The organism is Paenibacillus cisolokensis (genome assembly GCF_018403665.1).
Classification (GTDB): Bacteria; Bacillota; Bacilli; order Paenibacillales; family Paenibacillaceae; genus Paenibacillus_AH; species Paenibacillus_AH cisolokensis.
The window spans coordinates 1-14,294 of record NZ_BOVJ01000077.1; the positions used below are offsets into that span (position 1 = coordinate 1).

The following is a 14,294-nucleotide window of genomic DNA, read 5'->3' on the forward strand; positions in this document are numbered from 1 at the left end:
CGGAGGTTCGCCCGGCGCGGCCTCGTGCCGGGCGGGCGAGCCGGCGCAGCCAGGCGAAGCGCGGCGCCGGCAGCGGCGCGATGGCCGGGCCGATGCGCAGCCGGCCGAGCAGCGCCGCCAGCTGCAGCGCCGGGGCTGCCGCATCGGCGCCGTCAACGCCAGCCGCGGCGAAGAGCGCCTGCGCTTCGCCGCTTAGCAGCGCACGGCCCCGGCAAAGCTCGGCCAGCCTGCAAGCTTGCACCGTCAGCCGGCGGGCGTCGGCTATGCCGATCGGACCGCCGTTCGCCGCGTGCAGGCGCACATGGCCGGCCGGCTGCCGCGGGCGGTCCAGCGGCATACCGGCCGGCTGCCGCGAACGGTCCCGGCGCTCCGGTCTTAAAACCGGCAGCCGCCATCCGCTGCGCCGCAACAATCCGCCCCTCCGCTTGCGGCCGTTCTCCTCCATGTCCTCCCGCATCATCCGGGCCAGCTGTTCCGCCGCCGACCGCTCGTCCCACCCGCCGCCCGGCGAACGGGGCCACCGCTCGGCCAGGCCGGCCGCTTGTCCCAGCGGCAGCGGCTCGGACCAAAACAGGCACCGGCGCAACCGAGAAGGCAGCGGTTCATAGGCGATCGCGCCGGCATGAACCGCCGACCGGTCCGCGCTTGCGGTCCGCGCGGCCGATGCATACCGGGCAGCCTCCTCCCGGAAGCCCGGCTCCAGCCAATAGGCCTTGTCGATTTCCGGCGCGACCGTCCACAACAATTGCGCCCGTCCCCGCTCCAGTACGACGTAGACTTCCGCTTTCACCTTGATCCCCCTCCCATAGCTTCCAAATCTTCCAAAGCTTCAAGAACACTTCTTTGTCCTCGGTATGGTGTGCGATGTACCGTAAGCCGCTCCGCCGTCTCAAGCGCCTGCCATCAAAAAAAAGCACACCGCAGGCCCGCCCTTCGGCGGCCGTACGGTGTGCTTCACTCGTACTCGCTATCCTATTTTATGCTTGCTATTATTATATCCTTCAGCGATGCCGCAGGCAATCCCGTCCGCGGCATTCGCGGCGCTCCCCGCGCGATGCTTTCTGCCCGCCGTGCTCCGCCCGTCTACAGCGGCAGCTTCGACAAATCGGCCGGATTTCGCAAATCGACCAGTACCGCATGATCGCGCGCCGTCACGACGCCTTCCGCCTGCAGCATCCACATCAGATGCAGCGGTTCGACCGGCCTCACGCCAATCCTCCGCCGGATCGGCAGCTTGCGGAATTTTCCCGTTTCGTTCGTTCCATCCCGAACGCTCGCCGGCAGCACGGCCTTTTCCACATGAATGCCGCTTTTCGGGAAGCGGTCGACGATCGCCATCGTTTCGTCGGTGGAGCCTTTGTCGACGACCGTTATTTTGACAGGCGTGCCGGATTTGCGCTCCAGACGGTGAAGCGAACGGATATACCATTCCATCGTTTGCTGATTGTTGTCGGCCAGCAAAATAAAATGCCTTTGCTGCCGGGAGCGGTTGCGAGACCATCGGCGGAACAGATGAACCGATATTGCGGCCAAGATGTAGCAGCCGAGCACTCCAAGCAATATCGTTATCATAGGACGGACACCTTCCTTGCGGCTGGGCAACCCAGCGCCATACTTGCCAGCGCCCCTTCCGCGTTTCCCCGCGATTATGGTTGAGCAGCTTCATCGCATGGCGGCTCCTCGCCGGCTTTGTGCCAATATATGCAAATCTGGGCCCGGTGGTTCCGGGCATGGACGGACAAAGCCGGTAAAAGGGCGAACCCGGCCGATGGTCCGGCGTCATGAACAAAACGAGCTTTGCGGCACATATGCATCGCAAAGCTCGTTTCGCAGCGGCATGTATGAATCAAAGCGTAACCCAGCCATATTTAATGGAATTAATGACCGCTTGCGTCCTGTCATCGACCTCCATTTTTGCAAAATACTGCTGACATGGTTTTTGACCGTCTTCTCGCTAATAAACAAATATTCGCCAATCATTTTGTTGCTCTTGCCTTCCGCCATCAGCCGCAGCACTTCCGCTTCGCGGCGCGTCAACGGGTTGTTTTCCCCGGCCACAAATTTGACGCCCGACTCGCGTCCGGCCGCCGCGCCAGACACAACGCCCATTTCGTCCAGATAGGTCATCCGCCTGAGCTGGTTGATCAGCTTGCCTGTCACCTTCGGATGTATATAAGCATAGCCGTTTACGACCGAACGAATCGCATTGACGAGCGACTCCGCTTCCATATCTTTCAGCAGATAGCCGGTCGCGCCTTTGCGCAGCGTTTCAAACACATAGCTTTCGTCGTCATGGAGCGACAGTATGATCACTTTGATGTCCGGAAACATATTCCGCAGACGTTCCGTCGCCACCACGCCGTTTTCCACCGGCATATTAATATCCATCAATACGACTTCGGGCTGGGTATGATTGCAAAATTCCAGCACCTGAATGCCGTCGCTGCACTCGCCGATGACTTCCAAATCGTCTTCCATATTCAAAATGCGTTTCAGCCCTTCGCGGAAGAGCTGATGATCGTCGGCAATGAGCAGCTTGATTTTCCGCTTGCCGCCTGTAGCTTTCAGGTCCATCGTCATTTATGTCTCCTTTCGTTGTCCGCATTGATGGGGATGTGTATCGTAATTAGGGTCCCGCTACCGATATTTGACTCGATATCCATCCTCCCCTCCAGCAGCTCGACTCGTTCCTTCATCCCGATAAGTCCGAAATGAGAGCTGTTTTTCGACCGCGCTTCGACAAATTTGGTGTTGAATCCCGCACCGTTATCCTGAATGGAGATCTTGACCATCTGCGCCTGGTACTGCAGCTTCAACGAAACGTGCGAGGCGTGCGCATGCTTCATCACATTCGTGAACGCTTCCTGTACCAACCGGTAAATTCCCGCTTCCATAGCGGAAGGCAGACGGATCTCTTTCCCGATTGTTTCGAATGTGGAATGAATTCGAGTTTTTTCTTCAAAATCCTGCACGTATTTGCGAAGCGTGGGAACAAGACCCAAATCGTCCAGGGCCATAGGGCGCAAATTGAAAATGATCTTCCGGATTTCCTCCAGACCGGACCGAACCTGCCCTTTCAAATCTACTAATTCGTGCTTGACCATTTGGAATTCCTGCTTGTTCAGCATTCTTTCCGCAATTTCGGTCCTTAGCACTAAATTGGCCAGAGACTGGGCGGGACCGTCGTGTATTTCCCTCGCAATGCGCTTGCGCTCTTCTTCCTGGGCCAAAATGATTTTGAGGCCGATGAGCTGCCGATTTTGGCGGATTCCAAAATCCGGGTCACCTGATTCAGGTCCCCGGACAAGTACTCCAGCACGACGTTGAGCTGCGAGCCGATCGTTTCGGCGCGCTCAATCGAGTTTTCGACAATTTTCACCCGCTTCTGCAAATCGTCGCGGCGCGCTTTCAAATAATTCTCTTTTTCGCGATAAACGAGCAGGTCGAGCTGAAGCTGAGTGGCCTTGTCGTAGGCCGCCTTAATGTCGTTTTCATTGTAGCGGTCGAAATCGCGGCTCACCTCCGTCAGCCGAATGCGGGCAAGCCTGTATTCCTGCTCCAGACGATCGACCTTGTCGATCGTCTGGAGCGTTTCCTTGAGCACCTTGTTCAGTTCAGACTCGAGCGAACCCAATTCGGCACGGGCCGATTCGCATATTTCATATATTTGATATTTGCTTTCTTCCATCACGTTGATGGCGTTTTTGATCACACGGTCAATGTCCGTAATCCGATGGTCCACAGGGCTCTGCTACCTTTCTGCTTAAAGGGTACTTCCTTATGATACCATAATTCGCGGTCGGAGAAGCACTTCATTGGACGGTAATCTGTTTGGTTTTCTGGTCCCATTTTACTTCTAGGCCAAGCTGCTCCGAGACGAGCCGGATCGGGACCAAAGTGTATCCCGAACGGACCATCGGCTCTACCGCGCCCGTTTTGCGTACGCCGTTCAACAGGAATTCCTTGCTGCCAACAACCATCTCCAACAGCTTGTCGCCGCGCAGCACCGTCACGCGCTTCTCCTTCTGATTCCAGTTCACCGTCCCGCCCATCGCGTCGGCGACGAAGCGGAGCGGCAAATAGGTAACGCCCTTCTCCGCGAACGGAGCGGCGCCGATCGATACCGGCTTGCCGTCCACGGTCGCCGTTTTGCTCCCAAGCGTCATTTTAATGACAGGGCGGCCGGGGTCCTGAATCGAGGACGGAAGCTGAACCTTGATATTATCGATCGCGATTTGTCCCGATTCCGCCCGCTCGTCTCTGCCTTCCTCGAGGCTGACGACGTAAATCCGCTTCAGCTTGACCGGATGGGCCATCCCGTACCCCGTCAAGTCGGCCCGCACTTCCTGCCAACCCGTCCAATCGATCGTTTTCTTCAAATCGACGAGATGCGCCTTGCCGTTCGCATCTATAAATTCCGCGCGCAGCCAGTTCAGGCTGCCGTCGCCGTATACATCCGCGGACAGAGCCGTAGGCGCGCCGGCGATCGTCACGCCGCTGCCGTTCAGCACCGCGTATGCCGCCCTCGTTCCTTTGCCGTTCGTGAAATCGTACGTCAGCTGCAGCGCCTTGGACGATTCGCGCCCAGGCAACCCGCTGACCACTTTCACGGTGCCGGTTACGCCGGATGTCGATTGGAACGTAATCGGGTACGCCACCTTCTCGAAGTTCTCGAAATCGGCCGAAGCGCCGCCTGCAGACAGCGTCAGCAGCGCCGAGAAGCCGTCATAGCGCGCGATGGCGTAGCCGTTCTTGGCGCCTGCGCTCACTTTGCCGATGACGAGGTTGTCCTGCTGACGATTCGCCGTAAAGCCGATAAATTGCCAATCGATCGACTCCGGCGGTACCGTATATTGCCGCCCGTCCCGCAGCTTCACCGTGACAGGCACCGATATTTTCGCCCCTGCGGCCAACGTGCCTCCGCTCGTGCCGATCTTCATTTCCGCAATTTGATCCTGCCCGATCACTTCAACCGTATGCTTGCCCGATGCCGCACCCGACTTGGCCGTGATGACGGCTTGCCCCGGCTTCGTCGGGGTGAAGACGCCGTTTTTGAGCGATCCGATCGGTTTGTCGATGCTCCAGCTGGGCGTGACGTTGCCCGGATCGATCGGGTTGAAATACGTGTCGTAGCCTTTCAGACTGAACGAAACCTGCTGCCCGATGAACGCGACGCTCGGACCGCTCACGGCAATGCCGCGCAGCTGGCCTTGCGGAGCCGTCGTAAAGACGCCGATGCCGTTCGCGACGCTGCGCTGCGTATCGCCGTATTCCGTCGGATGGGCCAGCCGCAATCCGGTCTCGCCGAGCGGACGTTCCACCATCGTCGTCGAACCGCCGCCGTCCAGGTTGACGCCCTTCCAGACGCCCAGCTGCACCAGCGCCTGCTGCAGCTCGGCCAGCGTCATGCCCTGGCTGCTTCCGTATTCTTCGACCGTGACCAGAAAGACGTGCCGGCCATCCTTGGAATAACCGACGGCCGACCGGGACCGGTCCGTCGCGCCGCTGATGCCGGAGATGCTCCGGGAGAATGAGGCGGGCTTGCCCTGATCGACCAAAATCGTATGGCCCCCGACCATCATGTCGAACGAGGCCGGATCGACCGGCTGGCCGCTCGTTCTCGATATGAGCCGGTAATCGGCTTGCAGCTGCTCGCCGATCCGCACATGATCGCGAATGAATTGCGCGGCTTTGCCGTGCGAGCGAAGTATGTATCCGTCGGCCGGCGGAGCCCCTCCGATCGCTTTGCCTTCCGAAATTTGCTCGACGATCCCGCCGCGGACCAGCACTTCGGTAGGCGTCGCGTATGCGGCATTCTTCGGTCGTTCGTTCCCCGCCCATGCGCTGGTGTACATATAGATCGTGTTGGCATGGCTGTAACCGTTGTCCGGCTCCGTCCGGTAAGTCGAATTGTTGATGCCGGCGAGCGGGAAGGAAGAACCGTCCGCGGCGGTAATGGAGCCCTCGAACGTATACATGTCGATCACCGGCTTCCGGTCTTTCGTGATGCCGAACATATACATGCCGTTCAGCTTCATCGGACTCGATACGAGCTGCCCTTGCGTCACTTGCGCTCCCATGGGCGATCCTTCCGTGCCGGTCACGAAGAAATCGGCATTGATTCCGCCCACGGCGCCGGCCGCTTTCGCCATGTTCATTACCGAGCTGAGCTTTCCGACAGTCCCTCCGCTGCCGCTGATCGCATCCAGCCGGACGTAAGGATGGGTCAGATCGACCCGGATAACGTGAACGTTCGCCTTCACCGGCTTGCCGCTTCTTGTCGATTCCCATACATAATCGATTCGCTCGGCGCCGGCCGTGATCATTTCCTGATGAATGACGGTCATCTTCATCGATGCCGCCGCAGCGGCCGCAACATACGGCGCCGTTCCGAAAACGGAAGCAGTCCCGCCGCCGGCTGAAGCAGCAGGACGCCGCCAAGCGTAATGGCAACCAACGGTTTGGCGATTCGTCTGGCAAGATGAGTTTCGTATTCTGTTCGTTTTCGCATTCTGCTTGCAACTCTCCTATCTCTATTCTATTACTAATAGACTACGAGAGAGAGGAAAAGTTACGTTTCTTAAAAATTTTTTACCAAATTTCTCATCAAAATCAGACATAAGCAGCGGTCCCTGCCTCCCGGCTGTGCCGAAAGACAGGGACCGCTCATCCCAACTTTATGATCGAATACTAGACATCGGCAAATCCGATATAGTTCAGCATCCGTTTCACCATGACCGCCGCTTCCGCGCGCGAAGCATTCGAAAGCGGACTGAAACGGCCGCCCTGCATGCCTTCGATGATTCCCGCATACACCGCCTGCGCTACGGCCGTCGTCGCCCAGCCTCCGATCCGGTTGCGGTCGTTGAACCGCTGCAAATAAGCTTGCGCGCCTTGGCTCAACGTCACTTCGCCTTCGGCCGCCTCGATCGCCCGAATCATCATAACAGCCATCTCCTGCCGGGTAATCGGACTGTTCGGTTTAAAGTCGCCGCTCGGCGTTCCGATGACGATCGAAGCGTTGACGACCGCGCCGATGTAAGGCGCGAACGATGAGGCGCGATTGACGTCGCGGAACCGGTAGGCCGCCTCGCTGTCGCCGGGAAGGCCGAGCCCCCGCGCCAGGAACATGGCGAATTCGGCGCGCGTAATCGGTTCCGTCGGCGCGAACAGGGCCGATGTCCGGCCTTCGACAATATATTTGTTTGCGAGCAGCATGACATCGTTCCGCGCCCAGTGGTTGTTCATGTCCGAATATTCCACTCCGCCCCGCACGACCGCGTAGGAGCCGCTCTGCATATGCATGAACGTCACTTTCGTCGAAGAGCCGGATCGGGTTATTTTCGTCGGCACGTAGCCGAGCTTGGCGGTCGCCGTATCCATTCGGACGACCGCCGTCTTCAACGGATCGGCCGTCGTCGGAAGCTCGACCGTACGGGTGACATACTTCTCGAAACGATCCAGCGTACGGACCACTGTTCCGTTCGTCACAGCCGCTTCGAAATATAACGGTCCTCCGACCAGCTGCCCTTTGGAGCGGACGATGTCGGACAGCAGCGTCCCCGTCGGCGCGGTCGAGGAATTGTCGAGCCGGAGGAGCAGGTGCCCGATCGCACCGCCCGCATTCAGCATGTCTGCCGTCTTTTTGAAATCGATCGCTTTCAGCGGTATTTCCTGCGACATCTTCCCGTACACAATGAGCAGCGACGCCTCCTGCGATTGATTCCGCGCCGACTCCAGCGCGCTGAGCGGAACCGCGACGATGCCGGACATCTCCGTGGCCGGTATCTCGAAGACAAGACGCGGCGTCGTCCCGGATGTTCTGGCCGTCTGGTACGCGCCGAGCACCTTTTCGGCCAGCAGCGTATAGCGGATGGCGGCGCGTCCCGCTGCCGACGTATCCGTCGACGTTACCGCCGTCGACGTGCGCAGCATGATCCCGCCATCGGCATACTTTTCGTAATCGGTCGGCAGAATGGAGCCTCCGCCTCCTGCGGACAGATTGACTGCCGTAACCTGGGTGAAGCTTTCCACCCATTCGCCCGATGCCGTCATCAAGCCGTTGGTACCTTTGCTGTAGCTGACGGTCACCGTATCGCCCGCGCTTGCCGGATTGTAGAGCGTCAGCGTCACGATTTGCCCGCTCACCGACACTTGATAGACCGACTGCAGCGTATTGCCGTACCGGACGGTAAATTGGCTGCTCGACGGCACATAGCTGCTGTTCAGCGGCTGCTGGAAAACGAGCGTCATCGTATTGCCTTGAATATAGGCGCTGCCCAGCTGTCCGGTATTTGCTTCGACAGTCCCGGACATGCCGTTAAAACCGGCGGCCGCATTGCCCGCCATATCGGCGATGGGAGGATATCCCGGCACATAGCTGACCGTAATCGTCTGCCCGGCCGCGACCGCTTGCGAGATGGTCAGAATGACCTGGCTGTTCTTGATTTCCACCGTCTGCACCGTGCGGGCGGAGCCGCCGACAACGACGGAGAACTGCCCTTTGGACGGAACAGAAGACGGATTCAGTCCTTCGTCATACGTCAGCGTCACTTTCGTCCCGCTGGCCTTCACCGATTGGATGACGGGCGGACGGTTGTCGAGCGCGTTGCGGACATAGAAATGGCTGAATGACGGTACGGCATTCCCTACCCGGTCGCGCAACGGATAAGAGCCTGCCGAATAGGATACCGACACCGCTTTTCCTTCCGAGAACGTGCCGCTTACAACCAAGGTAAGCACCCGGCCGGAGACGGAAGCCCGAATAACGCTTCTGCCGGAGCCAGCCTCATAGACTTGAAATTGACTATACGCAGACTCGTGTAAAGAAGCCAGATTCTCATTAAACGTAATGGTGACTTCGCTGCCGTTCACCTGACCGCTTACCGGTCTCGGCAGCAGCGCATCCTGCGCATATTCGACCTGACGGTTGGCGAAGCCGGAAGCGGCATTTTCCGACAGGTCGCGCAGCGGCTTCGTTCCCGGCGAATAGGACAGCTTAACCGACTGTCCGAATACGACGCCGCTTTCCAGCGCCAGACGAACGGTCGAGCCGTCGATCGCCACATCAATTACGGTGCGGGGCAAATCGTTCACCGTTGCGTAGTAATTGGCCGGGAACGGGACCGATCCGGCGTCGAGCGGCTCGTTGTACGTCAACAGGATGGTTGCCGCTCCGGCCATCTCCAGCTTGGTCAGCGTCGGCGGCGATTTGTCCGAGCCGATCGTGCGGAACGCCCACCGGTATTCGTTCAAAATGCCGGCAAACGCATTGCCCGCCATATCCGTCACCGTTCCGGGCGCGATTTCGACGTAATAAGCCGTTGCCGGCTGGAGCGGCTGATCCGGCGTAATGACAAGCTTGGACGGATGGTTCGGATCGACCGCCGCTACAGCGGAAATCCGGTCGGCCGAGCCCGGACGGCAAATAAATACCGACCCGGTCGCCTTGCCGGCCGGAATGGCGATCGGTTCGTTGAATGTGGCCGTCAGTTGACTGTCCGTCCGCATGCTGTTGGAGCCGTTCTCCGGAGACAACGACAGAATGGAAGGCGCCGACGTATCTTCCGTGACGGCAAACCGCCACGTATTTCGATCGCCGGAAGGAATACCGGCGTATGTGTTGCCTGCCGCGTCGCGGAACGCCCGGCTTCCGATCTCCACATAATAAGTGGTGTTCTGTACGAATGCGGCCCCCGGATCGATTGTGATTTGTCTTGTTCCGCCGCCGGTCACATTGCTTGCCGTAACCGGAATGGATGCGAATGTCATATCGTTGGCAGCGTTGCGAATGACGATGCTGCCGCTGCCCGGATATACCGGCTCGTTGAACGTCAATGTCAGCTTGCCGTTTGCCGAGCCGAACGATCCGCCGGGAACCGGGCTGTATTTTTCAACGAACGGACGCTCCGTATCGACTCCCGGTTTGGTTGTAAACGTCCAGACGGCCGCATCCGAAATGCCCTGGAACGCAATCTGGTTCGTCGCCGCATCGCGGAAAGCGTCGCTGTCGATCAGGACGTAATAGGAAGTGCCGTAAGCGAGCGTCCCCGGCGAAATAATAACGACATTGCCCTCGGTCCGCACCAGCCCCGAATTGACCGGAATGTCGATCGAGCTGTTGTCGGCTGTCTTTTTAATGCGGATCGCCGCATTCGATCCAGCCGTAATGCGCACGTTCCGATCCAGCGTCAGTCGGAGCTCGGCCCTCGGATCGGCATCCTGGCTGTTATTCGACGGTTCCAGGCGCTGAATGGCCATCGGATTGTTGGCGGTTGTAAACGACCATCCCGAGGTGCCCGAGAACGAATTGCCCGCTCCGTCCTGGAACGCTCCGGCGCTCACCGTCACTTCGTATCGGGTATTCGGCTCAAGCGCCTCATTCAGCGCAATCGTCACGCTGTCCGTACCGCTGCCCCGTACGCCGGCCGAGGTGACGCTGATCGATTGCGCTTCTCCCGTCGCCGTGTTGCGGATCGTAATGAAACCGCTGGAGGCGTATACTTTCTCGTCGAAACGAATCGTCAGCGGGCCGAGTACCGGCGCGTTCGCACCTAGCGGCGACAGAGACACCGCCGCCGGCGCCTTCGTATCGGCTGCCGAAACCGAGAAATTCCAGGCCGTGGCGCTCGAAATGCCCGGGTAGTTGAATCCGCTGTCGCTTCGAAACGCACCTTCGTCAATCAACACATAATAGCTCTCGCCGTCAATCAGATTGTTGGTAGGGTCGATGATGACCTGATTTTGCAATGCTCCCGCGCCGATCGTTACCCGATTGCTCGAAGCGATCGGGAACGACTCGACGACCGTATTGTCGCTCGTCTTGCGTATCGTGACCGACGCGGAGCCGGTTCCCGCCCTGATCTTCTCGTCAAATGTCAATACGAGATTCGTATTGGCGGGAACGTTCTCGGCGTTATCGGCCGGACTGACATGGACAAGCGCGGGACGTCCTCCGGCCGCTTCGGCCGCCGGCGTTTCTCCCGCGAATAGGACCGCGTTCTGCACCAGCAGTGCGGCCACCAGCATTCGGATCATAAAACGGCGAATCCGGATCAATGCTTCTCACTCCCTCTACACACTCGTACCGTTATTGTCGGTATTTTCCTGCTAATAGTTTAGAGCGGGAGGAAAAAGGGAATGGCGCATGCAAAAGGCATTGGGGAGCTGCCGGGTAGCGTGCACCCTTTAGAATAGACATTGGAAAACCTTTGGTTAATCCGATGAATTCTAAAGGGTGCATTTTCATGGCGAAAAAAGGGGCTGAAGTTCTTACTACAAAACAAATTGGGAGATTTGGCTGCTCGATTCGCTTATCCTGTACAAATAACCGTTACCAGTATAACGATACTCTACATCCGCCGTATCCAGCGGAAATTCGTACAATGTTTTCAAAGTTGCCGGGTTTACGATCAGTTGCCGATCGTTCATCCGAACCAGCAGCTTTTGATCCGCCGCTTTCCATAGCGTGAACATAGGAGCTTCATGCTGCACGACAAGTTTTCTCTTCGTTACTAAACCGCCCTTTGCATTGTAAAATCGGAGTTCATTGCTTCCGAATACGGCGAATCCGCCTTTTGCCGATTCGACATCCGCATTGCCCGCAATGGAAAGACGCCACTGTGCTTTCCCTTTGGCATTCACTGCGACAAGCTGATTTCCCTTTTCCGGGATATTGACCCGGAACATCACGTTCCCGCCATCCAATGTCCATACCGCTTCACTAATATCCGTATACGCTCTTGCCGGAAAAGAATAAGAGAAAACGTGGCCTAGCTTCGAATTGTAAAAATCGGCCCGAATCTTTTGATAAGCCCCCTTCGAATCTTTGGAAGAAAATTCAACCTGCGAAACAATGTATTGGCCGTCCACAACGCTGTAGATATCTCCAATCGTTTTTTGCCGATCTGCTTACCGCTTGCGTTGTAGCTGTAAACCCAATTCGCCGTTTTTCCGGACGAGTCCCGCTTGTCTCGGTCGATCAGCAGCAAAGTACCGTCTCGCATCATATAGAGTTCATCCGCTTCCGGCACCTGAATTATCCATTTGGCTTTGCCGGACGCAGTCACCGCAAACAGCTTGTTGCCGGTTACATCACTCACCATTGCATATACGGCGCCGTCTGAACCGTAGACTAACGGACTTGTCGATAATGGATAAGGCGTTCCTTTCTCATAGAAGGTATAGCTCCATTTCTTCTTTCCGCTGTTAACGTCTACAGCTGTTAAGATTACTACCGGCCATACTTTCGTTGCGCTGGCCACTTCACCGCTGGATACGAGATAGGCAGTATTTTTATAGTGGTAGGGCGTTTCAATAATCTGACCGGCCCCTTTCCATTCCCATACCGGAACGGGAAGCACCGGGTTCGATTGCGCACTGACAGGTTTTACGATCATGGCGCCAATTATGGCGATCAGTACCCATGCAATGCATTTGTTCACATATTTTTGAATGTCAAAGTTAATCCTCCGCTTCTATTTGCTTATAATGTCCAACACTAACATATATCGGTGTTTTTCGTGCTTTACGATAGATTGGTATTCATCGTTTCGGACAAATAAAAGGGCCGCTCGGGAAAAGATATCCCGAACGGCCCTTCATATCAGGGGCATAATATATTCGGCAATGCCGGATCAGGCCATAGCGTCTGCTTTGAGCTTGTCGGCTTTGTCCACGCGTTCCCATGGCAGATCGATGTCGGTGCGGCCGAAATGACCGTATGCCGCGGTCTTGCTGTAGATCGGACGGCGCAAATCCAGCATTTTGATAATGCCGGCAGGCCGCAGATCGAAGTTGTTGCGGATAATTTCCACGAGCTTCTCATCGGATACTTTGCCGGTGCCGTACGTGTCGACATTGATCGATACCGGATTGGCAACCCCGATCGCGTATGCGAGCTGAATTTCGCATTTATCCGCCAGTCCTGCGGCAACGATGTTTTTGGCCACGTAGCGGGCCGCATAAGCTGCGGAACGGTCGACCTTCGTCGGATCTTTGCCGGAGAAAGCCCCGCCGCCGTGACGGGCGTAGCCGCCGTACGTATCGACAATGATTTTGCGGCCTGTCAGACCGGCATCCCCTTGCGGTCCGCCGATCACGAACCGGCCTGTCGGATTAATGAAGTATTTGGTTTCGTCATCCAGCCATTCCGTCGGCACGACAGGCGCAATGACATGCTCGCGAATATCGCGTTGAATTTGCTCCAGCGTTACCTCTTCCGCATGCTGGGTCGAGACGACAATCGTGTCGACACGAACCGGCTTGCCATCCACATATTCGATCGTTACCTGGGTTTTGCCATCGGGTCGGAGGTAGTCAAGGGTGCCGTCCTTGCGCACTTCCGACAGGCGACGGGCAATACGGTGCGCAAGCGCGATCGGCAGCGGCATCAATTCAGGCGTTTCGTTCGTTGCGAAGCCGAACATCAGTCCCTGGTCGCCGGCGCCGATGTTTTCACTCTCCTGGCTCACGTCTTTGCCGTCCCGGCTTTCCAGCGCCGCGTTTACACCTTGAGCAATATCGGCAGACTGCTCGTTGAGCGATGTCAAAACTGCGCATGTGCTCGCATCAAATCCGTATTTGGCGCGCGTATAACCGATTTCCTTGATGGTGCGGCGCACAATCGCCGGTATATCGACATAATCGGCGCGGCTGCTGATTTCGCCAATGACCAGCACAAGACCGGTGGCCACCGAAACTTCGCAAGCGACGCGCGCATAAGGATCGACCTCCAGGAAAGCATCCAGCACCGCATCCGAGATTTGGTCGCAAATTTTATCCGGATGGCCTTCCGTGACCGATTCCGACGTGAACAGGTGTCTGCCTTTCACCGACATCCGTATCTACCTCCTACAGCCTTAGTATGGGATAAGGGCATTGCTCTTACACAAAAAATGAACCTTTTCCGAAGTGGAAAAGGTTGTTTGACCACGCTTCTAGGACATTATAATACCCCAACTGTCGCTTGGTGTCAACGGATAGCGGTTGACGGCACTTCCATCATTTTTTCTGTATTTCGATACTATCTGCTGCCGTTAAGCAATTGCTCGGCTTGTTGGACAAGCCGTTTCGTAATATTGCCGCCGATGTATCCGGCATCCCGGGTTGTAATGCTGTCCCATTGGACGCGTCCGTATCCGCTGTTTGCAGATGTACCCAATTCGCCGGCAAACTCGGTATCGAACGACGCTTGCGACACCAGTCCAAGCTCAGCGGCCAGTTCATATTTCATCTGATTCAAGGCTTGCCGGCATTCCGGAACGACAACTTGATTCGAAGAGCGTCGAGCCATC

At 57.2% G+C, this 14,294-nt stretch carries 8 protein-coding genes and 3 pseudogenes; all 11 read right to left on the reverse strand.

Annotated elements, in window-relative coordinates; genetic code table 11:
* Window positions 1-790: pseudogene (locus PACILC2_RS11510) on the reverse strand (hypothetical protein); the annotation flags it as partial.
* Window positions 791-1,083: 293 nt separating this feature from the next.
* Window positions 1,084-1,572 (reverse strand): glycosyltransferase family protein, encoded by a 489-nt coding sequence (locus PACILC2_RS11515; protein WP_062490293.1) that lies wholly within the window; start codon window positions 1,570-1,572, stop codon window positions 1,084-1,086.
* 274 nt (window positions 1,573-1,846) lie between these two features.
* A pseudogene (locus tag PACILC2_RS11520) lies at window positions 1,847-2,574 on the reverse strand (response regulator).
* Window positions 2,575-2,576: 2 nt separating this feature from the next.
* Window positions 2,577-3,688 (reverse strand): annotated as a pseudogene (locus PACILC2_RS11525) (sensor histidine kinase).
* Window positions 3,689-3,812: 124 nt separating this feature from the next.
* Complete coding sequence (locus PACILC2_RS11530; RefSeq protein WP_213528948.1) at window positions 3,813-6,353, reverse strand: stalk domain-containing protein; 2,541 nt, start codon at window positions 6,351-6,353, stop codon at window positions 3,813-3,815.
* On the reverse strand, window positions 6,350-6,511 hold the full coding sequence (locus PACILC2_RS11535; protein ID WP_213528949.1) for a hypothetical protein: 162 nt from the start codon (window positions 6,509-6,511) through the stop codon (window positions 6,350-6,352). The genes PACILC2_RS11530 and PACILC2_RS11535 overlap by 4 nt, the downstream gene beginning before the upstream one ends.
* A gap of 179 nt (window positions 6,512-6,690) precedes the next feature.
* On the reverse strand, window positions 6,691-11,058 hold the full coding sequence (locus tag PACILC2_RS11540; RefSeq protein WP_213528950.1) for an Ig-like domain-containing protein: 4,368 nt from the start codon (window positions 11,056-11,058) through the stop codon (window positions 6,691-6,693).
* A 216-nt stretch (window positions 11,059-11,274) separates the two neighbouring features.
* On the reverse strand, window positions 11,275-11,691 hold the full coding sequence (locus PACILC2_RS11545; RefSeq protein WP_213528951.1) for a hypothetical protein: 417 nt from the start codon (window positions 11,689-11,691) through the stop codon (window positions 11,275-11,277).
* 80 nt (window positions 11,692-11,771) lie between these two features.
* Window positions 11,772-12,443: an outer membrane protein assembly factor BamB family protein gene (locus PACILC2_RS11550; RefSeq protein ID WP_213528952.1), complete on the reverse strand. Its 672-nt coding sequence runs from the start codon at window positions 12,441-12,443 to the stop codon at window positions 11,772-11,774.
* A 192-nt stretch (window positions 12,444-12,635) separates the two neighbouring features.
* A complete protein-coding gene (gene metK, locus PACILC2_RS11555; protein WP_062490281.1) occupies window positions 12,636-13,838 on the reverse strand; it encodes a methionine adenosyltransferase in 1,203 nt (400 codons plus the stop codon).
* A 185-nt stretch (window positions 13,839-14,023) separates the two neighbouring features.
* Window positions 14,024-14,293, reverse strand: coding sequence for an alpha/beta-type small acid-soluble spore protein (locus PACILC2_RS11560; RefSeq protein WP_062490279.1), 270 nt, complete (start codon window positions 14,291-14,293; stop codon window positions 14,024-14,026).
* Between the last annotated feature and the right edge of the window lies 1 nt (window position 14,294).